At 67.7% G+C, this 21382-nt stretch carries 18 protein-coding genes; 12 read left to right on the forward strand and 6 right to left on the reverse strand.

Going from position 1 to position 21382, the window contains the following annotated elements:
* Window positions 1-203: 203 nt before the first annotated feature.
* From JHD82_RS17080 to xseB, 4 genes are all read right to left on the reverse strand, one after another.
* Window positions 204-1286 carry a TRAP transporter substrate-binding protein gene (locus JHD82_RS17080; protein ID WP_012204166.1) on the reverse strand — a complete coding sequence of 361 codons (1083 nt, stop codon included), beginning with the start codon at window positions 1284-1286 and terminating at the stop codon, window positions 204-206.
* Window positions 1287-1534: 248 nt separating this feature from the next.
* Window positions 1535-3415: a 1-deoxy-D-xylulose-5-phosphate synthase gene (dxs, locus tag JHD82_RS17085; RefSeq protein WP_034391284.1), complete on the reverse strand. Its 1881-nt coding sequence runs from the start codon at window positions 3413-3415 to the stop codon at window positions 1535-1537.
* Window positions 3416-3618: 203 nt separating this feature from the next.
* Window positions 3619-4569, reverse strand: coding sequence for a polyprenyl synthetase family protein (locus JHD82_RS17090; RefSeq protein WP_199137690.1), 951 nt, complete (start codon window positions 4567-4569; stop codon window positions 3619-3621).
* Between the two features lie 8 nt (window positions 4570-4577).
* Window positions 4578-4814, reverse strand: a complete 237-nt coding sequence (gene xseB, locus JHD82_RS17095; protein WP_012204163.1) for an exodeoxyribonuclease VII small subunit — start codon at window positions 4812-4814, stop codon at window positions 4578-4580.
* A 340-nt stretch (window positions 4815-5154) separates the two neighbouring features.
* Between xseB and JHD82_RS17100 the strand changes: the two genes are divergently transcribed.
* From JHD82_RS17100 to flhC, 5 genes are all read left to right on the forward strand, one after another.
* A complete protein-coding gene (locus JHD82_RS17100) occupies window positions 5155-6294 on the forward strand; it encodes an aromatic ring-hydroxylating dioxygenase subunit alpha (RefSeq protein WP_012204162.1) in 1140 nt (379 codons plus the stop codon).
* Between the two features lie 365 nt (window positions 6295-6659).
* Window positions 6660-7565, forward strand: a complete 906-nt coding sequence (locus JHD82_RS17105; protein ID WP_034391274.1) for a DMT family transporter — start codon at window positions 6660-6662, stop codon at window positions 7563-7565.
* Between the two features lie 93 nt (window positions 7566-7658).
* Window positions 7659-8564 carry a sulfurtransferase gene (locus JHD82_RS17110; protein WP_199137692.1) on the forward strand — a complete coding sequence of 302 codons (906 nt, stop codon included), beginning with the start codon at window positions 7659-7661 and terminating at the stop codon, window positions 8562-8564.
* 320 nt (window positions 8565-8884) lie between these two features.
* Window positions 8885-9211, forward strand: a complete 327-nt coding sequence (gene flhD / locus JHD82_RS17115) for a flagellar transcriptional regulator FlhD (protein ID WP_012204159.1) — start codon at window positions 8885-8887, stop codon at window positions 9209-9211.
* A 27-nt stretch (window positions 9212-9238) separates the two neighbouring features.
* Window positions 9239-9781 (forward strand): flagellar transcriptional regulator FlhC, encoded by a 543-nt coding sequence (gene flhC / locus JHD82_RS17120; RefSeq protein WP_012204158.1) that lies wholly within the window; start codon window positions 9239-9241, stop codon window positions 9779-9781.
* A gap of 51 nt (window positions 9782-9832) precedes the next feature.
* Here flhC and JHD82_RS17125 read toward each other — a convergent pair whose 3' ends face one another.
* On the reverse strand, window positions 9833-11941 hold the full coding sequence (locus tag JHD82_RS17125; protein ID WP_099734352.1) for a PTS sugar transporter subunit IIC/EAL domain-containing protein: 2109 nt from the start codon (window positions 11939-11941) through the stop codon (window positions 9833-9835).
* 102 nt (window positions 11942-12043) lie between these two features.
* Window positions 12044-14893 (reverse strand): phosphoenolpyruvate carboxylase, encoded by a 2850-nt coding sequence (gene ppc / locus JHD82_RS17130; protein ID WP_199137694.1) that lies wholly within the window; start codon window positions 14891-14893, stop codon window positions 12044-12046.
* A 112-nt stretch (window positions 14894-15005) separates the two neighbouring features.
* Here ppc and hemC point away from each other — a divergent pair, with 112 nt between their 5' ends.
* The 7 genes from hemC to JHD82_RS17165 all read left to right on the forward strand — a co-directional run bounded on the left by hemC (window position 15006) and on the right by JHD82_RS17165 (window position 21362).
* Window positions 15006-15944, forward strand: coding sequence for a hydroxymethylbilane synthase (gene hemC, locus JHD82_RS17135; protein WP_199137702.1), 939 nt, complete (start codon window positions 15006-15008; stop codon window positions 15942-15944).
* A 13-nt stretch (window positions 15945-15957) separates the two neighbouring features.
* Window positions 15958-16767, forward strand: coding sequence for a uroporphyrinogen-III synthase (locus JHD82_RS17140; protein WP_141829459.1), 810 nt, complete (start codon window positions 15958-15960; stop codon window positions 16765-16767).
* Window positions 16764-17906: a uroporphyrinogen-III C-methyltransferase gene (locus JHD82_RS17145; protein ID WP_012204153.1), complete on the forward strand. Its 1143-nt coding sequence runs from the start codon at window positions 16764-16766 to the stop codon at window positions 17904-17906. Before JHD82_RS17140 ends, JHD82_RS17145 begins: the two co-directional genes overlap by 4 nt.
* A gap of 19 nt (window positions 17907-17925) precedes the next feature.
* Entirely contained in the window at window positions 17926-19233 is a 1308-nt protein-coding gene (locus JHD82_RS17150) for a heme biosynthesis HemY N-terminal domain-containing protein (protein WP_012204152.1), read from the forward strand.
* A gap of 222 nt (window positions 19234-19455) precedes the next feature.
* Window positions 19456-20049 (forward strand): cytochrome b, encoded by a 594-nt coding sequence (locus JHD82_RS17155; protein WP_199137704.1) that lies wholly within the window; start codon window positions 19456-19458, stop codon window positions 20047-20049.
* A gap of 92 nt (window positions 20050-20141) precedes the next feature.
* A complete protein-coding gene (locus tag JHD82_RS17160) occupies window positions 20142-20714 on the forward strand; it encodes a YceI family protein (RefSeq protein WP_012204150.1) in 573 nt (190 codons plus the stop codon).
* Between the two features lie 69 nt (window positions 20715-20783).
* Window positions 20784-21362, forward strand: a complete 579-nt coding sequence (locus JHD82_RS17165) for a YceI family protein (protein ID WP_012204149.1) — start codon at window positions 20784-20786, stop codon at window positions 21360-21362.
* Window positions 21363-21382 lie beyond the last annotated feature (20 nt).

Below are 21382 nucleotides of genomic sequence, written 5' to 3' on the forward strand. Positions count from 1 at the left end.
CTCGGAACAAAAAAGCCCCCACGCTACCCTTGCTGCGCAAGGTCCGCAGCCCCCCAGGGGGGCCGCTTTTTGCCTTGGGGCGGCCCGGCGGCAAAAAAGCCCGCCGTCCCCGCTGCATTTCGCAGAAGGGACGCGGGCTTGGCCTGCAGGCTTGGAAGGCATGGACCGTCCTTGTGCGTGCTGCTGGCTGGGGAGACCTGGCCTTACAGCTTGGCCGTGGTCATGTAGCTGTTGTAGCGGAACTCCGAGAAGCGCTCCCACAGCAGCTGGTCGCGCTGGAAGGTGCGCAGGCTCTGGTTGATCTTCTTGAACATGGGCGACTTGGCGTCATGCTCGGCCATGATCTCCATGACGGCCTTGTAGCCGGCATCCATGAAGTCCTTGGGGAAGGCCTTGAGCTGGGTCTTGTCGGCCACCAGCTTCTTGAGCGCCACGGGGTTGTTGGCGTCGTACTTGGCCGTCATGTCGCGTGCCGCCACGTTGCAGGCTGCATCGACCATGGCCTTGTACTCGGGCGACAGGGCCGCATACGCCTTGGTGTTGATGAAGAACTCCAGCTCGGCGCCGCCTTCCCACCAGCCGGGGTAGTAGTAGTAGGGAGCGACCTTGTTGAAGCCCAGCTTCTGGTCGTCGTAGGGGCCCACGAATTCCACGGCATCCAGCGTGCCCTTTTCGAGCGCCTGGTAGACCTCGCCCACGGGCATGTTCTGCGCGACCACGCCGAGCTTGAGCATGGCGTCGCCGAACAGGCCGCCGCCCAGGCGCATCTTCAGGCCCTTGAGATCGGCCACCGACTTGATTTCCTTGCGGAACCAGCCGCCCATCTGGGTGCCCGTGTTGCCTGCGCTCTGGCTCTTGATGTTGTACTGGGCATAGAACTCGTCCATGAGCTTGCGGCCGCCGCCGTGCTCCATCCAGGCATCCATCTGGCGGGCGGTCAGGCCGAAGGGCACGGCGCAGCCGAAGGCGAAGATGTAGTCCTTGCCGGTGAAGTAATAGGGCGCCGTCAGCGCCATCTCGATGGTGCCGTTCTGGATGCCATCGACCACGCCGAAGGCGGGCATCAGCTCACCGGCCGCATGCACCGAGACTTCGAACTTGCCGCCCGACATCGCCTTGAGCGTCTTGGAGAACATTTCGGCCGAGCCGAAGATGGTGTCCAGCGACTTGGGAAAGCTCGCGGCCAGACGCCAGCGGATCGCCTCCTGGGCATGGACTGCGGGTGCGGCTCCCACAGCCAGCACGCCAGCGATTCCCGCATGTTTGATGATCGAACGACGGTCCATGAATGTCTCTCCGCGATGTGTTGTGTCAGTCAGAAAAAGCCCCCACGCCCCCTTGCTGCGCAAGGTCCGCGGCCACCCCGAGGGGGCCGCTTTCTGCCTTGGGGCGACCCGGCGGCAAAAAAAACGCACGTTCGCACGTGCATTCACACTGTATCAGGTGGTATCGATTCTAAAAACGCCGCAAAGCAAGCGCGGACGGGGTTTTCCCCCGCGTAGTTCTGCTCGGCTGGCCGGCTGCCCGGCGCCGCTCAGGCCACCGCGCGCTCGGGTGCCAGATGGGCGCGGACCGAGGCCTCGATGCCCGCCGCATCCAGGCCCTGCAGGGCCAGCAGCTTGGCGGGATCGCCGTGCTCGATGAACTCGTCGGGCAGGCCCAGCTGCAGCAGCTGGCGCGTGATGCCGGCGGCCTGCAGCGACTCGGCCACGGCGCTGCCAGCGCCGCCCATGATGCAGCCCTCTTCCACGGTGACGATGAGCTCGTGCGTGGAGGCCACCTGGCGCAGCAGCTCCTCGTCCAGCGGCTTGGCCCAGCGCATGTTGACCACGGTGGCGTCCAGCGCCTCGGCCGCGGCCAGGGCCGGATACAGCAGGGTGCCGAAGGCCAGGATGGCGACCTGCTTCTTGGCAGACTCGCGGCGCACCTCGCCCTTGCCGAAGGGCAGGCCCTCCAGGCTCTCCAGCGGCGCCACGCCCACGCCCGCGCCACGCGGGTAGCGCACGGCCACGGGATGGTCCTGCTCGTAGGCGGTGGTGAGCAGCTGGCGGCACTCGCGCTCGTCGGCCGGGCAGGCCATGCTCATGTGCGGAATGCAGCGCACGAAGGCGATGTCATACGCACCTGCGTGCGTGGCGCCATCGGCGCCGACCAGGCCCGCGCGGTCCAGCGCAAAGACCACGGGCAGCTTTTGCAGCGCCACGTCATGGATCAGCTGGTCGTAGCCGCGCTGCAGGAAGGTCGAATAGATGGCGACCACGGGCTTGAGGCCCTCGCAGGCCATGCCGGCCGCGAAGGTGACCGCATGCTGCTCGGCGATGCCCACGTCGTAGTAGCGGCCCGGAAAGCGCTTGTGGAATTCCACCATGCCCGAGCCCTCGCGCATGGCGGGGGTGATGCCCACCAGGCGCTGGTCCTTGTCCGCCATGTCGCACAGCCAATGGCCGAAGACCTGGGTGAAGGTCTGCTTCGGGGGCGTGGCCGGCTTGACCAGGCCCACGCTGGGATCGAACTTGCCGGGGCCGTGGTAGGCCACGGGATCGGCCTCGGCCAGCTTGTAGCCCTGGCCCTTCTTGGTGACCACGTGCAGGAACTGCGGGCCCTTGAGGCTCTTGATGTTCTCCAGCGTGGGGATCAGCGAATCGAGGTCATGCCCGTCGATGGGGCCGATGTAGTTGAAGCCGAAGTTCTCGAACAGCGTGGCCGGCACGACCATGCCCTTGGCCTGCTGCTCCAGCCGCTTGGCCAGCTCCAGCAGCGGAGGCACCTGCTTGAGCACGCTCTTGCCCATGTCGCGCGCCTTGGCGTAGAACTGCCCGCTCATGAGCTGGGCCAGGTAGCGGTTGAGCGCGCCCACGGGCGGGCTGATGCTCATGTCGTTGTCGTTGAGGATGACCAGCAGGTTGGCATCGGTCACGCCGGCGTTGTTCAGCGCCTCGAAGGCCATGCCGGCCGTCATGGCGCCGTCGCCGATGACGGCGATGGCGCGGCGGTCCTCGCCCTTTTGCTTGGCAGCCAGGGCCATGCCCAGGGCGGCCGAGATGCTGGTGGAGGAGTGCGCCGTGCCGAAGGTGTCGTACGGGCTCTCGGCGCGCTGCGGAAAGCCCGATAGGCCGCCGAACTGGCGCAGCGAGGCCATGCGCTCGCGCCGGCCCGTGAGGATCTTGTGCGGATAGGTCTGGTGGCCCACGTCCCAGACCACGCGGTCGTAGGGCGTGTCGAACACCGCATGCAGCGCCACCGTCAGCTCCACCGTCCCCAGGTTGGAACTCAGATGCCCGCCGGTCTTGGAGACGCTGTCGAGCACATAGGCACGCAGTTGCTGGGCCAGGGTCTTGAGTTCGGCACGCGACAGACGCCTCAGATCCGCGGGATCGTCGATGGTCTGCAGCAGGGAGTAGGTGTTCGTGGTCATGCTAGGTATCTTGATGGCCGCAAGACCATCGCCCATATTTTCGTATCAGTTGCCTGTGGCATCGAACGCCACCCTTGCAAGTAGCGCGCCCCCACCAAGGGACACCGAGCAAGGGCCGCCCCGCAGCGAGGGTGTCGTCCCCTTCCCCCGCGAAGCGGGTAGAGAGGGGGAAGGCGCGAAGCGACTCAGGGGGTGCTTCATTGTCAGTGGGTGCGGCTCACCACCATGTCGGCAAGCGCCGCCAACGCGCGGGTATCAGGCAGACCGCTGCGCGCCAGCGCCGCGTGCGCCAGGGCGCACAGCTCGTCGGCATGGGCGCGGGCCTGGTCCAGGCCCAGCAGCGAGACGTAGGTCGGCTTGTCGTTAGCCGCGTCCTTGCCGGCCGTCTTGCCCAGGGTGGCCGAGTCGGCCACCACGTCGAGGATGTCATCCACCACCTGGAAGGCCACGCCCAGCGCCTGCCCGTAGTCGGACAGCGCCTGCCAGGCCTGGGCATCCACGCCCTCCTTGCAGGCCGCGCCCATGAGCACGCTGGCATGCAGCAGGGCGCCGGTCTTGAGGCGGTGCATCTCGCGCAGTTGGGCCTCGCTCAATTGCAGGCCCACGCTGGCCAGGTCGATGGCCTGGCCACCGGCCATGCCCTGCGCGCCTGCGGCACGGCCCAGCAGCCGGCACAGCCGCGCCTGCAGGGCGTCCGGCATGCTGCCGGCCTGATCGGGCTCGGGAACGAGCAGCTCGAAGGCCAGCGCCTGCAGCGCATCGCCAGCCAGCAGGGCCGAGGCTTCGCCGAACTGCACATGCACCGTGGGCTTGCCACGGCGCAGCACGTCGTTGTCCATGCAGGGCATGTCGTCGTGCACCAGCGAATAGGCATGGATCAGCTCCACCGCGCAGCCGGCGCGCACGGCGGCGGGCTGCAGGCCATCGACGGCCTCGGCGGCGGCCCAGACCAGCAGCGGGCGCAGGCGCTTGCCGCCATCGAGCACGGCGTAGCGCATGGCCTCGCCCAGGCCCGCAGGCGCATCCACGCCCACCCATTGCGACAGCGCGCTTTCGGTGCGCGCCAGGCGATCGGTCATCCAGCAGGGGAAATCCAGCGCGCCGGAGCCGGCCGGCTGGGAAACATCGGAAGCGCAAGTCATCACGGCACTCATGGCAATCTTCAATCCTGGCTCCACGGGGCCAGCGTCCCCTCGTCAAGCACCTTGACCTGTTCCTGCACCGCGTCGAGCTGGCCGCGGCAATAGCCGAGCAGCTGCGCCGCGCGCTGGTAGCCTGTCAGCATCTGCTCCAGAGGCAGCTGGCCCGACTCGATCTGCGCGATGAGCTGCTCCAGCTCCTGCAGCGCGGATTCGTAACTGGTGGGCTCGGCAAGAGCCTTGGGAGCAGCCTTGGGCATGGTGCGATGGCGGTGCGTTGTGGGGAACCGACGATTCTAGGCGCCCCTCCATGACCGTGCCGCCAATAACCGGACAGCCCTTGACAGGCGGCATCCGGCGCGCGCAATACACGTACCGGGCATCCGGAAATAACCCCACGGGCTATAATCCCATTCCCCGTCAAACCGGCCCCTTGCCTGGGCATACGGTCGGGCTCATCGACAAGACACAGCGCCTCGGGCGCAGCTTCTTTTCACGTCGTGAAGCCTGCCTCCATGTCCAGGAACGGCCGGTTTTGCTTTTTCCAATCCCGTGCGCACGCGCACCCTCCCTGTGGGGAGTCTTTAGGTCAGGTCACCCATGTCTGATTTAAGTCTTCAACTGCAGCAGGCCGCAAGCCAACTACCAGTTTCCAGTTACTTCGACCCTGCGTTGTTCCAGCGCGAGTTGGAGACCATCTTTCAACGCGGCCCGCGCTACGTGGGCCACCAACTGGCCGTTCCCGAGATAGGCGACTACTACGCCCTGCCCCAGGAAAAGGAAGGCCGCGCTCTGGTGCGCAATGCCAGGGGGCAGGTGGAGTTGATCTCCAACGTCTGCCGCCACCGCCAGGCCGTGATGCTCAAGGGCCGGGGCAATCTGATGACCGAAGGCAAGGGCCATGCGGGGGGCAACATCGTCTGCCCGCTCCACCGCTGGACCTACAGCACCAGCGGCGAGCTGCTGGGCGCACCGCACTTCAGCCACGATCCCTGCCTGAACCTGAACAACTACCGGCTGCGCGAGTGGAACGGCCTGCTGTTCGAGGACAACGGCCGCGACATCGAGTCCGACCTGGCCGGCATGAAGCTGCGCGAGCAGCTGAGCTTCGAGGGCTTCGTGCTCGACCATGTCGAGATGCACGAGTGCAACTACAACTGGAAGACCTTCATCGAGGTCTACCTCGAGGACTACCACGTGGGCCCCTTCCACCCGGGCCTGGGCAACTTCGTGACCTGCGACGACCTGCAGTGGGAGTTTGCCAAGGAGTACTCGGTGCAGACCGTGGGCGTGGCACCCGGCTTTGCCCAGCCCGGCTCGGACACCTACAGGAAGTGGCACGACGTGCTGCTGGCCTACCGCAACGGCGAGCTGCCCGAACGCGGCGCGATCTGGCTGACCTACTACCCGCACATCATGGTGGAGTGGTATCCGCACGTGCTCACGGTCTCGACCCTGCACCCGCTGGCGGTGGACCGGACACTGAACGTGGTCGAGTTCTACTACCCCGAGGAGATCGCGGCCTTCGAGCCCGAATTCGTGCAGGCGCAAAAGGCCGCCTACATGGAGACCTGCATCGAGGACGACGAGATCGGCGAGCGCATGGACGCCGGCCGCAGGGCACTGTATGAGCGCGGCGACAACGAGGTCGGCCCCTACCAGAGCCCCATGGAAGACGGCATGCAGCACTTCCATGAGTGGTATCGCGGCGTGATGGGTGACGCAGTCCCCGCACGCTGATCTGCTCCGGCTCTCCCGACGGCCCGCATTCGTGCGGGCCGTCTGCATTGGGCCGTCTGCATTGGGCCGTCTGCATTAGGCCGCTTGCATTGGGCCGCTTGCATCGGGCCGTCTGCATTGAGCGGCAGGCCTGCTGCCCAGCTCCTCTGAATGCAAGCGCCCTGATGTGCCCAATGGGCAGGGCTGTCGGCGGCAATGCATCCCGAGGCAAGTCCAATGTCTTGGCTTATGCAATACAGTTCCTTGCGCGTGTCCCTGCCACGGCCCTGGGCCGTACGCAGCCAGGCGGCATGCGCCAAAAACAAAACCCAACCCTTTTCTCGTCCAGCGCCGCGGCCCTTGTGCGGCTCTATCCGGTCATTTATATGCAAGCCCTGTGGATGGTGGCGGCCGCATTCGTTTTTGCGGTCATGAGTGTGTGTGTGAAGTTCGCCTCCCAGGATTTCAATGCGGCGGAAATCGTCTTCTACCGCGGGCTGGTCAGCATGGTGGCGCTGTGGTGGCTGGCGCGCCACCAGGGCATCTCGCTGGCCACGCGCTACCCGCGCGAGCATGCCTGGCGCAGCTTCGTGGGCGTGACTTCCATGGGCGCCTGGTTCTACTCCATCGGCCATCTGCCGCTGGCCACGGCCGCCACCTTCAACTCCATGAGCAGCATCTGGATGGCGGTCTTTCTGATCGGCCAGGGCCTGCTGCTGCGCCACCAGCTGCGCCGCCAACCCGAATCGCATGCGCTGCGCGCGCTGCCGCCGTTTCCCTGGAGCCTGGTCGCCACCGTGGCCCTGGGCTTCGTGGGCGTGATCCTGGTGCTGCGCCCCAGCGCGGCGCCGCAGGAATTCGTGGCCAGCGCGGGCGGCCTGATCGGCGGGGTGTTCGCCGCCATGGCCTATATGCAGGTGGCCACGCTGTCGCGCATGGGCGAGCCCGAGGCGCGCGTGGTCTTCTACTTCGCACTGGGCTCGGCCGTGGCCGGCGCCCTGGCCATGTGCTTCACGGGCGTGTCCGCCTGGCCGGGCTGGCGCGCGCTGTGGCTGCTGCCCGTGGGCGTGCTGGCCGCCGTGGCCCAGGTCTGCATGACGGCGGCCTACGCCTCGGCCAGCAACAGCCGCAACACCCTAGTCGTGGCCAACCTGCAGTATTCGGGCATCGTCTTCGCGGCCCTGCTGAGCCTGGCGATGTTCGGCGAAAGCGTGCCGCTGATCGGCTGGGCCGGCATTGGCCTGATCGTGGCCAGCGGCGCCCTGGCCACGGCCCTGCGTTCGCGCGGCTGACGCCGCCGGCCCGCCTGGGGCCGTCGCATAATGGATCGGATCTATTGCCGCAGGCGCACCGCCGCCTGCACAGGCCTTCGGAGTTCCGCATCCATGACTTCCAATACCTCCTACCAGACCCTGATCTCCGTCCAGGAGCTGGCCGCGCTGCAGGCCAGCGGCCGTCCGCTGATGGTCTTCGACTGCAGCTTCGACCTGACCCAGCCTGCGGCCGGCAAGGCCCAGTACCTGCAGGCCCATGTTCCAGGCGCCGTCTTCGCCGATCTGGACCATGACCTCAGTGCCAAGCATGGCGTGCCCGGCGCCCATGGCAGCGTGGCGGCCAGCGAGCAGGCCGCCTCGGGTGGCCGCCACCCGCTGCCCAACCGCGAACGCTTTGCCGTGTGGCTGTCCAGCATCGGTTTTTCCAACGACATGCAGGCCGTGGTCTATGACCGCAACGGCGCCAACTACTGCGGGCGCCTGTGGTGGATGCTGCAATGGGCCGGCCATGGCGATGTGGCCGTGCTCGACGGAGGTCTCCAGGCCTGGCAGGCCGCAGGCCAGCCTGTGGCATCGGGCGAGGAAAGCGCGCGTTTCCAGTCCAACTTCGAGCTGCGCGAGCCGCTGCAGCAACTGGCAACGGCGCAGCAGGTGCTCGATGCACTGGGCAGCGCAGGCCAGACCGTGGTCGATGCCCGCGCCCCGGCCCGCTACCGCGGGGAGGTCGAGCCGCTGGACCCTGTGGCCGGCCACATCCCGGGCGCGCTCAACCGGCCCTTCACCGAGAACATCGCCGCCGACGGCCGCTTCAAGCCTGCCGCCCTGCTGCGTGCGGAGTTCGACCAGCTATTGGCAGGCCGCGATCCGGCCAGTGTGGTGCACCAGTGCGGCAGCGGCGTGAGCGCGCTGCCCAACCTGCTGGCCATGCGCATTGCGGGGCTGCCGCCTGCAAGGCTGTTCGCGGGCAGCTGGAGCGAGTGGTGCAGTGACCCGAAGAGGCCGGTGGAGCGCGGCTAATTCGGCTTATGCCTCCCCTTGGGGAGGCTGCACAATGACAGCACTGTGTCAAAAGGCCGACATGCAACAACACCACTGCAGCGGCCTGCTCCCAAGCCCCCGGACGGCGGGGACCGAGCGAAATCGAGTCATCCAAACCTTGCTACAGGTGTAAGGTAAATCTTACAAACGCCGTCTCACAACCAGACATCCGGCGCAGACCTGCCCCGACTTCAACGGCGAAGGCCCCTCCTCCACAATCCATCTCAACAGATCGCAACAGGTTGAACATCTTGTTTCTACCCGGGCGTTGCGGCTGCCGAGATGCAAAGGATGGTCCTATGAACAATGAACAGCTGCTTGCCGAAATCCGCGAAGCCAACCTCACTTACCTGATGCTGGCCCAGACCCTGATCCGCCAGGACAAGGCCGAAGCGGTGTTCCGCCTGGGACTGAACGAAGAATCGTGCGACCTGCTGGCCGCACTGTCGGCAGCCCAGGTGCTGAAGCTGGCCTCGCGCAACACCTTGCTCGCCAGCTTCCGGGTGGACGACGAAATGGTCTGGAGCTTGCTGACCAACCACAGCAGCAACAAGATCGGCAACGGTGCGACCAACACGCTGCACGCCAACATCCTGATGGCCAGCCGCGTCTCCGAAGTCCTCTGATCCGCCTGAAGAACTCTGGAGCCCGCCATGTCCACCCCCGCCAAAAGTGTCCTGAACGAGTCCAAGCAGATCGAGCGCGCCGCCATGCTCATCGAGATGGGTGCACGCATGCAGGTGCTCGAATCCGAGACCACGCTGTCCTACGAGCGCCTGATCCGCCTGTACAAGGAGATCGCCGGCAAGTCGCCTTCCAAGGGCCAGCTGCCGTTCTCGACCGACTGGTTCCTGACCTGGCAGGAGAACATCCACAGTTCGCTGTTCCTGAATATCTACGAATACCTGTCCAAGGGCGCCGAGCTGGATGCCGTTGAACAATTGACCAAGGCCTACCGTCTCTATACCGAGCAGATCCAGGCCGCCGAACTGGAAGCGCTGCTGTCCTTCACCCGCGCATGGCGCCTGGTGAAGTTCGTCGACGCGCAGATGCTGACCCGCACCCAGTGCACGGTGTGCAAGGGCCAGTTCGTGACCGAGCCCTACGAGAACGAGCGCCACTACCAGTGCGGCCTGTGCAATCCGCCCGCACGCGCCGGCAAGAGCAAGAGCGCCGGCTCGCTGATGCTGCACTGATGATCTGCACTGCGCATCGCACCCGCGATGCCGCCACAGGAATCCAGGAATCTAGACCGTCCCGCCGCCTGCCCTGGCGGCGCAGTCCCTGGCGAACTGCGGCAGTTTCTCGCCCGGCAGGGCGCGGCTGAAGTACCAGCCCTGCACCAGCAGATCGCCCTCGAAGCCCAGGGACTGCAACTGCGCCTCGGTCTCCACGCCCTCGGCCACCACGTTCAGCTGCAGCGCCTCGCAAAAGCGCAGCAGGCCGTCCAGCACCAGCTCGCCCTTGGCATGGCCGCTGGCCACGACGAAGCTGCGGTCGATCTTGATGGCATCCACATCGAACTGGTGCAGGTAGCTCATGGACGAGAAGCCGGTGCCGAAGTCATCGATGGACACCTTGGCGCCCAGCGCATGGATCTGCCCTATGGCGCGGCGGATCGCCTCCACGTCGCCCACCATTTCTTCCTCCGTGATCTCCACGCCGACCTGCCCCCTGGCCTGGGCCAGCAGCAGCATCAGGCGCGAGCAGTGCTCGGGCGAGGTCAACGTGGCACCCGACACATTGATGCTGATCGGCATGGCAAAGCCCTCCTGACGCCAGTGCCGGCTCTGGCGCACGGCAGCGCCCGCCACCCACAGGTCCACCTCGCGCATCAGCCCCGCATCGGCCAGCCAGCGCAGGAAACTGCCGGGCTGCTGCAAGCGGCCCTGCGCGTCCCGTGCGCGCAGAAGGGCCTCGCAGCCCAGGCACAGGCCGCTGCGGTGCGAGACCTGGGGCTGGAATTCCAGGTGGAACTCGTACTCGCTGATGCGCCGGATATGCGCCAGCATGGTCTCGCGCCGGGCCTGCGCCTGGTGCGCCTGCACCAGCGGATCGCGCACGATCAGGCCGGCCTCTTCGGGCAGGCGCGAGAACGTGGTGTCCAGCGCGTGCAGCACGATGGCACCGTCGTCCTGGCCCAGCCGGTCGATGGCCCGCACGTAGGGCGCATAGATCAGTGCTCCCAGGGCCGTCAATGCCAGTTGCAGCACCACGGCCGCCATGTCCCCGCCCGTGCTCACATAGGCATTGAAGACCACGGGCGCAGTCAGCGGCAGCACCATGGAGGCCGGAGCCACCCAGCCGGCCTGCACCACCGTGACGGCCACGACCAGGTTGATGGCGGGTACCGCGAGAAACGGCACGAGCAGGCGCAGGTTCAGGATGATCGGCAGCCCGAACAGCAGGATCTCGTTGACGTTGAGCAAGGAGATGGGCAGCGCCGCCAGCGCCAGCACGCGCAGGCCCCGCCCCCGGCAAAACAGCAGCACGGCCAGCGCCAGCGACAGCGTTGCACCGGAGCCGCCGATGAAGACGAAGGAGCCCATCAGCCCGCCGCTGAGCGCCCAGGGCGCCTGCAGCCCCTGCGCCACGGCGGCGGCATTGGCCACCACCGCCTGGTCCAGCACCTGGAAGAAGGGCTGCATGGCGTAGTACCCCTGGACGCCGAAGAACCAGAGCACGGAATTGAGCAGTGCCAGCGTCAGCCCGCTGCGGTAGGGGTTCTCGGGGCCCGCGATGGCCAGCGGCAGTTCGGCCCGCGTGATATCCGGCAGCACCTGTTGCAGGCCCAGCAGCAGCAGCACGAGCAGCACGGCGACAAGGGCGCCGGGAACGACGAGGTTCATGACCTCGCGCACGTTCTCGCTCACGAAGCCGGTGCGCGCGATGCGCGTCCAGCGCAGCCGGCTCAGGCGCGCCATCAGGGGCACGGTGATCAGGGGGGAGGCGATGGAGATGAACAGCACCAGGGTGGCCGCCGCGCGCGGATGCTCGCTCAGCAGATAGATGGCCATCTGCACATGCGCGAAGCACAGAAAGGTCACCGGCAGGCGCGGCAGCCGGTGGCGTATGGAGAGCATGTAGCCGATGGACGCAGCCACCAGCAGCGGCAGGATGCTGCCGATCTCCGCGTGCAGGCCCGCAAGCACCCGCACCACGGGTTCGGGCTGGCCGGACATCTGCGCCAGCGCCGACAGGATGAGGAACAGGGCCGAGACCAGCAGACAGGGAACCAGCCAGAGCAGGCCCTCGCGTATGGCCCGCATGGAGTTGGCGCCGGCCAGCCTGGCCAGGCGCTGTGTCAGGAACAGTTGCACGTCCGGAAAGCCGGCCCGTGACCTCTTGTTGCCCATGGCTCCCACCCTTTTCTTCCCGGCAGAAGTCAGGCGCTCCTGTCCGGAGCACATCGTACAACGCCGGCCGCAAAGGGCTGTTGCGGCCTGCAGAGAGCAGGATCAGCCCGTGTTGCGCACCCCGGCCGCGATGCCGTTGATGGACAGGTGGATGCCGGTCTTGATGCGCTCATCGGTCTGGCCAGCGCGCCAGCGGCGCACCAGCTCCACCTGCAGATGGTGCAGCGGATCGATGTAGGGGAAGCGATGGCGGATGGAGCGCGCCAGCGCTTCGTTGTGGGCCAGGCGCTGCTTGTCGCCCGTGATGCGCGCCAGCGCATCGACGGTGCTGTGCCACTCGGCCTCGATGGCGCTGAAGATGCGCCGGCGCAGGCGCGCGTCCGGCACCAGGTCGGCATAGCGCGAGGCCAGGTTCAGGTCGCTCTTGGCCAGCACCATGTCCATGTTGGACAGCAGGGTACGGAAGAACGGCCACTGGCGGTACATCTTCTGCAGCAGGGCCAGCTGGGCCTTGCCATCCTTGCCCGGCTGGTCGATGAAGGCCTTGACCGCGGCGCCAAAGCCGTACCAGCCCGGCAGCGTGAGCCGGCACTGGCCCCAGCTGAAGCCCCAGGGAATGGCGCGCAGGTCCTCGATCTTCTGCGAGGGCTTGCGCGAGGCCGGGCGCGAGCCGATGTTCAGCTCGGCAATCTCGCGGATGGGCGTGCTGCTGAAGAAGTAGCTGGTGAAGCCGGGGGTCTCGTACACCAGGGCGCGGTAGGCGCCCATGCTGGCGTCGGACAGGAAGGCCGCCGCATCCAGGAAGGCGCGCGTGGCCGGCTTGGTCGGCTGCAGCAGCGTGGCCTCCAGCGTGGCGGCCACCAGGGTCTCCAGGTTGCGCCGGCCGATCTCGGGGTTGGCGTACTTGGAGGCGATGACCTCGCCCTGCTCGGTCAGGCGGATCTGGCCGCGCACCGTGCCCGGGGGCTGGGCCAGGATGGCCTGGTAGCTGGGGCCGCCGCCCCGGCCCACCGTGCCGCCGCGGCCATGGAACATGCGCAGGCTGATGCCATGGCTGTCGGCCAGCTCGTCGAACAGCTCGACCAGCGAGATCTCGGCGCGGTACAGCTCCCAATTGCTGGTGAAGATGCCGCCGTCCTTGTTGCTGTCGCTGTAGCCCAGCATGATGTCCTGCTCGCCGCCGCTGCGCTGCACCATGGCCGCCACGCCGGGCAGCTGGAAGTAGCGGCGCATGATGGGCGAGGCGCTGCGCAGGTCGCCGATGGTCTCGAACAGCGGCACGACGATCACATCGCAGATGGCGCCGTCGTCCAGCGTGCCGCGCAGCAGCCCGGCCTCCTTTTGCAGCAGCAGCACTTCCAGCAGGTCGCTGACCGATTCGGTGTGGCTGATGATGCAGTGGCGTATGGCCTCGGCGCCCAGGGCCGCGCGCAGGCGGCGCGCGGTCTCGAAGATGGCCAGTTCGCCGCGCGCATGCTCGGAATAGTCGGCGCCCACCACGCGCAGCGGCCGCGCCTCTTCCAGCAGGCGTACCAGCAAGGCGCACTTGGCGTCTTCCTGCAGGCCCGAGTAGTCGGGCTCCAGGCGCGCGGCAGCCAGCAGCTCGGCCACCACTTCCTCATGCTTGTCCGAGCTTTGGCGCAGGTCCACCGTGGCCAGGTGGAAACCGAAGACCTGCACGGCGCGCATCAGCGGGCGCAGGCGCTGGGGCGCCAGCACCTCGCCGTGGTTGCGGCTCAGGGAATCATCGATGACGCGCAGGTCGGCCAGGAATTCCTCGGGCGAGGCATAGGCGTTCTGCGGCGCCACGGCATGGCGCGCGGCCTCGCCGCCGGTCAGCCCCTTGAGCGTGGCGGCCAGGCGCGCGTAGATGCCGGTGAGCGCGCGGCGGTAGGGTTCGTCGGAGCGGTGCTCGTTGGTGTCGGGCGAGCGCTCTGCCAGGGCCTGCATCTCGGGCGTGACATCGGCCAGGCGCTGGGACAGCGACAGCTCGCCGCCCAGGTAGTGCACCTCGCGCAGATAGTGGCGCAGGGCCACGTCGGCCTGGCGCGACAGCGCCAGCTCCAGGCTCTGGGCCGTGACATTGGGATTGCCGTCACGGTCGCCGCCGATCCAGTGGCCCATGCGCAGGAAGCTGTGCACGGGCAGGGTGTTGCCCAGCTCCTGCTCCAGTTGCGCATACAGCTTGGGGATCTCGCGCAGGAAGGTGGCTTCGTAGTAGGACAGCGCGTTTTCGATCTCGTCGGCCACGGTGAGCTTGGAGTAGCGCAGCAGGCGTGTCTGCCACAGCTGGCTGACACGGGCGCGCAGCTGGGCTTCGTTGCGTTCCAGCTCGCGCGGGGTGAGCGCGTCCTTGGCGCTGTTGTACAGCTGGGCGCGGGCCACGATGTCCTCGCGTGCGGCCAGCAGTTGGGAGATGTCGCGCTCGGCCACCAGAATGCTCTGGCGCTGCACTTCCGTGGGGTGGGCCGTGAGCACGGGTGCCACATAGCTCCTGGCCAGCGTCTGCGCCACGGTACCGGCCGAGATGCCGGCCCAGCGCAGCCGCGCCAGCGCCACTTCGATGCTGCCTTCCTGGGTGTTGCCCGCGCGCTCGTGCACGGCGCGGCGGCGGATGTGGTGGCGATCCTCGGCCAGGTTGGCCAGATGGCTGAAATAGGTGAAGGCGCGGATCACGCTCACCGTCTGGTCCGTCGTCAGGCCCTTGAGCAGGCGCTTGAGCGCGCGGTCGGCGGTCTCGTCGGCATCGCGGCGGAAGGTCACCGACAGCTGGCGCACCTGCTCGATCAGCTCGAAGGCCGCCACGCCTTCCTGCTCGCGGATCACATCGCCCAGAATGCGCCCCAGCAGGCGTATGTCCTCGATCAGCGGCAGGTCCTTGTCCGTCTTGCGGACAGGCTTGTCATCACGCCTGTCATCTCGCGCATTGCTCTTGCGGGGGGCGGTGGCCATCAACGAATCTCCTGGAATCGGTCAGCGTATCGGTTTGCTTGGGCTTCGGTCCTGGTGCCGGGTTTACTGCGGCGCAGCATGCTAGCATCCCGCGCTCCCCCCGAGGCACCTGATGAACACCAAACCACTGATCCCCCACTCCATCGTGATCGCCACGCGCGAGAGCCAGCTGGCACTGTGGCAGGCCGAGCATGTCCAGGCGCTGCTGCGCGCCCGGGGGCATGAAGTGGAATTGCTGGGCATGACCACCAAGGGCGACCAGATCCTGGACCGCACGCTGTCCAAGGTCGGCGGCAAGGGCCTGTTCGTCAAGGAGCTGGAAGTGGCGCTGGAAGAAGGACGCGCCCACATCGCCGTGCACTCGCTCAAGGACGTGCCCATGGAGCTGCCCGAAGGCTTTGTGCTGGCCTGCGTGATGGAGCGCGAAGACCCGCGCGACGCTTTTGTCTCCAATCGCTACGCCACGCTGGCCGAGCTGCCTCAGGGCGCCGTCGTCGGCACATCGAGCCTGCGCCGCCAGGCACTGCTGCAGGCCCTGCGCCCCGATCTGAAGATAGAGCCGCTGCGCGGCAATGTGAACACCCGCCTGCGCAAGCTGGACGAAGGCCACTACGACGCCATCGTGCTGGCCGCCGCAGGCCTGATGCGCCTGGGCCTGGCCGACCGCATCCGCGCCAGGTTCGAGCCCACCGGCATGCTGCCGGCCGCTGGCCAGGGCGCGCTGGGCATCGAGGTGCGCGCCGACCGCCAGGACCTGATCGACGCGCTGGCCCCGCTGGCCCACCAGACCACCTGGCTGACCGTGACCGCCGAGCGCGCCGTCAGCCGCTGCATGGGCGGCAGCTGCTCCATGCCGCTGGCGGCGCACGGCACATTCGACGGCCGGCAACTGCGCCTGGACGCAGCCTGGGGAGACCCGCAAGGCCGGCTGCCGCTGGTGCAGGTGCACGCCGACGCCACCGTCACCGACTTCGCCAGCGCCGACGCGCTGGGCCAGCACGTGGCTGCGCTGCTGCAGGCGGCCGGCGCCCAACCGGCCCCCAAGCTCTAGACGGCACGCCCACATGCCACCGCGCATACTCGTCACCCGCCCGGCCCATGACGCAGCCGCGTGGGTGGATGCGCTGCAGGCCCGTGGCCTGCCGGCCCAGCCGCTGGCGCTGATGGCCATAGGCCCCTGCCGCGATGCGGCCACGCAACAGGCCTTGCAGGCCGCCCGCAACGCGCTGCGCGAAGGCCGGGGCTACCGCGCCGTGATGTTCGTCAGCGGCAATGCCGTCCAGCATTTCTTCGGCACCGACCCCGCACAGCTTCCGGCCTCCACCCGCGCCTGGACGCCCGGCCCCGGCACGGCCCAGGCGCTGCTGGCCCTGGGCATTGCGCCAGCACAGATCGACGGGCCGCCACCGGACGCCGCCCAGTTCGAATCCGAAACGCTATGGCAGCGCGTGCATGACCAGATCCATGCGGGCGACCGCGTGCTCATCGTGCGCGGCGACAGCCAGGCAGGAGCGCCCAGGACCGTGCCGGCCACAGCAGGCGCCGGCCGCGATTGGCTGGCCGCCCGACTGCGCGAGGCAGGTGCCCAGGTCGAAATGCTGGCCGTCTACCAGCGCGAACTGCCTGCCTGGGATGCAGCCCAGACGGCACTGGCACGCCAGGCGGCCGAAGATGGCTCGCTCTGGCTGCTCAGCAGCGCCGAATCCGTTGCCAACCTGCAACAGCTCTTGCCGGGCCAATCGTGGCAAAAGGCGCGAGCGCTTGCTACGCACGAGCGAATCGCCGCCCAGGCCAAGCAACTGGGATTCGGATATGTCAAGCAATGTCGGCCGGCTCTGGAGGACGTGGTTGCGTCGATAGAATCGACGCCATGAGTTCCGACGCAGCGCAAGACCGCCCCACCCCGCAGGACCTGACGCCCCCAGCCTCCGCCGCAGCATTCGCTGCCGGCTCCGCCCAAAGCAGCCCCGCTGCAGACCTGCGCAGCGGCTCCTCTGCCCTGGTCCTGGGCGTGGGCGCCGTGGCCGTGGCGGCGCTCATTGCCTGCGGCATGCTCTGGCAGCGCCTGGGCAATATCCAGGAACAATTGGCCCGCCAGTCCGCGCAGTCCGGCTCCCAGTCGGTCGAGGCCCGCACCCTGGCGCGCGACGCCCAGGACCTGGCCCGCGACAGCGCGGCGCGCACCTCGGTCATGGAAGCGCGCATTGCCGAGCTGTCGCTGCAGCGCACGCAGCTCGACGAACTCCTGCAAAGCATGTCGCGCTCGCGCGACGAGAACCTGGTGGTGGACATAGATTCCTCCATCCGCCTGGCCCAGCAGCAGGCCGAGCTGTCCGGCAGCCTGCAGCCGCTGGTGGCCACGCTCAAGAACGCCCGCCAGCGCATAGAGCGCGCCGCACAGCCCCGTCTGGCTCCCGTGATGCGGGCGCTGGACCGCGACCTGGAGCGGCTGGCCCGCATGAGCGTGACCGACACCGCCGGCCTGCTCACCCGCATCGAGGACCTGGTGCGCCTGGTCGACGAGATGCCCCTGCTCAACGCCGTGGCCCAGCCACGCGCCAGCCGCCATCGCGGCGTGGCCGGCCAGGCGGCCCGCCAGCCCGAGCCCGCCCCCATCGAGGGCAGCCCCACCGAGTGGAGCTGGTGGCAGTCCTGGGGCGAGCGCGGCTGGACGGCCGTGCGCGAAGAGGCCCAGGACCTGCTGCGCGTCAGCCGCATCGACCACCCGGACGCCATCTTGCTGGCGCCCGAGCAGGCCTATTTCCTGCGCGAGAACCTCAAGCTCAAGCTGCTGAACTCGCGCCTGGCCCTGCTGTCGCGCCAGTGGGATGCGGCGCGTGCCGACCTGGCCGCCTCGGGCATGGCCGTGAACAAATACTTCGATCCTGCCGCGCGCCGCACCCAGATCGTGCAGGCCCAGCTGCAGCAGATCCAGGCCAATCTGCGCACCACCGAACAGCCTGCGCTGCAGGAAACCCTGGCGGCGCTGGCAACGGCCGCCGCAGGCCGCTGAGCAGCCGGGAGACAGACGAATGCGCGCTGCACTGTGGTTGATCGGTTTGTTCGGCATGGCCGTTGCGGCCGCCTTGTTCGCGGGTTCCAACCAGGGCACGGTGACCCTGTTCTGGGCGCCCTACCGGCTGGACCTGTCCCTGAACCTGGCCATTGCCATCATCGTGCTGGCCTTCGTGCTGCTGTATGCCGCGCTGCGCGCCCTGGCCGCGCTGCTGCAGATGCCGCACCAGGCACGGCGCTGGCGCAGCCAGCAAAAAGAGCGCGCCATGCACCACAGCCTGCTGGAAGCCCTGTCGCACCAGCAGGCCGGCCGCTTCCTGCGCGCACGCAAGTCGGCACTGGCCGCCCTGGCGATGGAGGAATCCCTGGCCGAGGCCCATGCCGCCGTGCCACACGGCACGCGGCTGCGTGCGGCCGCCCACATGGTGGCCGCCGATGCCTCCCACGCCCTGCAGGACAGCCCGCAGCGCGACCACCACTGGCGCGAAGTCCTGGCCAATGCACCGGCCCAGGGCAATGCCCAGGAGCAGGAAATGCGCGAAGGCGCCCAGATGCGCGCCGCGCGCTGGGCCCTGGACGACCGCGACGCAGCTGACGCGCTGCGCCGCCTGGCCGAACTGCCGCAGGGCGCGGCACGCCGCACGATTGCGCTGCGCATCCGCCTGAAGGCCTCGCGCCTGGCAGGCCAGACATCGACGGCGCTGGACACGGCGCGCCTGCTGGCCAAGCACCGCGCCTTCTCGCCAGCGGCCGCCGCCAGCGTGGTGCGCGGCCTGGTGCTGGAGAGCATCAACGAGGCGCGCGACACCACGCAACTGCAGCACTTCTGGCTGTCGCTGGACGGTGAGGAACGTGCCATGCCCGAGATCGCGCTGCCGGCCGCATCGCGCCTCATGGCCCTGGGCGGCGAGGCCGCGCAGGCCCGCGCCTGGCTGCTGCCCGTGTGGGAACGCCTGCTGTCCCATGCCGGCCCGCGCAGCGAATCGCATCTGCCGCGCCTGGTCCAGGTGCTGGAGCCCTGCCTGGACGGCCTGGACGGCACCTGGCTGGCACGCATCGAGGCGGCCACCAACAGCCATCCGCGCGAACCCCGCCTGCAATACCTGGCCGGCATGGCCTGCGTGCAGCGCCAGCTCTGGGGCAAGGCCCAGCAACTGCTGCTGCGCGCTGCGCCCCATCTGCAGGAAAGCGCACTGCGCACCCGTGCCTGGCAGCGCCTGGCCCTGATGGCCGAGCACCGGGGCGATGCCGACGCAGCCGCCGCCGCCTGGAAGCAGGCGGCGCAGGCCGTGGTCATGCTGCCCGCCGATCCCGCCCGGCCCTGAACTCCTGCAGCCCGCGCGTAACGGTACTGCGGGCACGGGTGCTGCGGCCTTCATCTTTTTTGAATTGAGCCGTCAATACCGCTGAACTCTTTTGGATTTGCCGCTTCCTACACTGCACGTTGTCCGCAGTGCACGAAGTTCTCGCAGAGCGCACCGCACCCTTTTTGCCATCCAGGGCCCCTTCACAGGGGCCCTGAACGGTTCCAAAGCCTGCCGCCATCCATGACAGAGTCCTCAGCCCGCGCCAACGCGCCAGCAAAATCCTCCTCCAGAGCCACGCGCTATACCGGCGTGGCCATGGCCGCCCACTGGGTGCTGGCACTGGGCCTGATCGCCGCCCTGGGCCTGGGCTGGTACATGACCGGCATGCCGTTCTCCCCTTCGCGCCTGAAGCTGTACAACTGGCACAAGTGGCTGGGCGTCACGCTTTTGACGCTGAGCCTGCTGCGCCTGCTCTGGCGCGTCACCCACCGCCCGCCCGAGCTGCCGCCCGCCGTGGCCCGTGCCATGCCGCAATGGCAGCACTGGGCCCACAACGGCACCCACCACGCCATGTACCTGCTGTTCTTCGCCGTGCCCCTGCTGGGCTGGGCCTACAGCTCGGCGGCCGGCTTTCCCATCGTCTTCCTCGGCATGCTGCCCCTGCCTGACTTCGTGAGCGCCAGCCCTGAACTGGCGGAGACCCTCAAGCCCCTGCACGGCTGGGCGGCCTGGGCCCTGGTCGTGCTGATTGCCATGCATGTGGGCGCCGCACTCAAGCACCAGTTCATCGACCGCGACGGCCTGATCTCCCGCATGCTGCCGGGCCGCGCCTGAACCTTTCGCCAACCTCTCGCCAGCCAGGGCCGGTGTCCATCCGGCCCCAGCCCCCCCCTGACCGGACCTTCCCGACCCCTAGGAGTCTCGCCATGCGCTTTTCCTCCACGCTGACCTCCATCGCCCTGGCCGCTGCGGCCCTGGCTTCCCAAGCGGCACTGGCCGAGCAAAAGCTCGTGCCCGCCCAGAGCGCCGTGAACTTCACGGCCAAGCAGATGGGCGTGCCCCTGCAGGGCCACTTCAAGAAGTTCGATGCCCAGGTCCAGTTCGACACGGCCAAGCCCGACACCAGCAAGATCCGCTTCACCGTGGACACCGGCAGCGCCACCATGGGCGCCAAGGAAACCGATGCCGAACTGCCCAAGGCGGACTGGTTCAACGTCGCCAAATTCCCGCAGGCCGTGTTCGACTCCACCGCCGTCAAGGCACTGGGCGGCGGCAAGTACCAGGTGGACGGCAAGCTCAGCATCAAGGGCCAGGTCCAGAACGTGAGCATTCCCGTGCAACTGGCCCAGTCCGGCACCACGACCACGGCCACCGGCACGCTGCCGCTCAAGCGCCTGCAATTCAAGATCGGCGAAGGCGAATGGGGCGATACCTCCATGGTGGCCGACGAGGTGCAGGTGCAGTTCAAGCTGGCACTGACCGGCGTGGGCAAGCTGTAAGCCGCGTCCCTGCCCAAGATCGGCCATTTTCTTTCCCGTTTCGTGCAACCCCAACCTAGGAGTTCTTTCATGCGCACTTCCGTGTTTGCCCTGGCCATTGCCGGCCTGTTCGCCACCGCTGTCCAGGCTGCTCCCGCAACCTACGCCATCGACCCGACGCACACCTTCGCCACGTTCGAGATCGACCACAACGGCGCCTCGACCAACCGCGTGCGCTTCGACAAGAAGAGCGGCACCGTGGAATTCGACCGTGACGCCAAGGCCGGCAAGGTCGAAGTCGTGCTGGAAATGGAATCGCTGAGCTCGGGCACCGCCGCCTTCGACAAGCACCTCAAGAGCGCCGACATCTTCAACGTGGCCAAGTTCCCCCAGGCCAAGTTCGTCTCCGACAAGTTCGTCTTCGACGGCGACAAACTCAAGGAAGTCACCGGCCACCTGACCATCCTGGACAAGACCCAGCCCGTGACCATCAAGGCCAACAAGTTCACCTGCTACCCCAACGCCATGCTGCAAAAGCGTGAGACCTGCGGCGGCGACTTCGAAGCCGTGATCGACCGCACCGCCTTCGGCGTGAACTACGGCGTGGACTATGGCTTCCCCAAGCAAGTGCGCCTGGTGATGTCCATCGAAGCGGTCAAGCAGCAGTAAGACCGCGCTGGGCAAAGCGC

The sequence above is a fragment of the Delftia sp. ASV31 genome, from assembly GCF_016428765.1.
In the GTDB taxonomy this organism is placed as follows: domain Bacteria; phylum Pseudomonadota; class Gammaproteobacteria; order Burkholderiales; family Burkholderiaceae_C; genus Comamonas; species Comamonas acidovorans.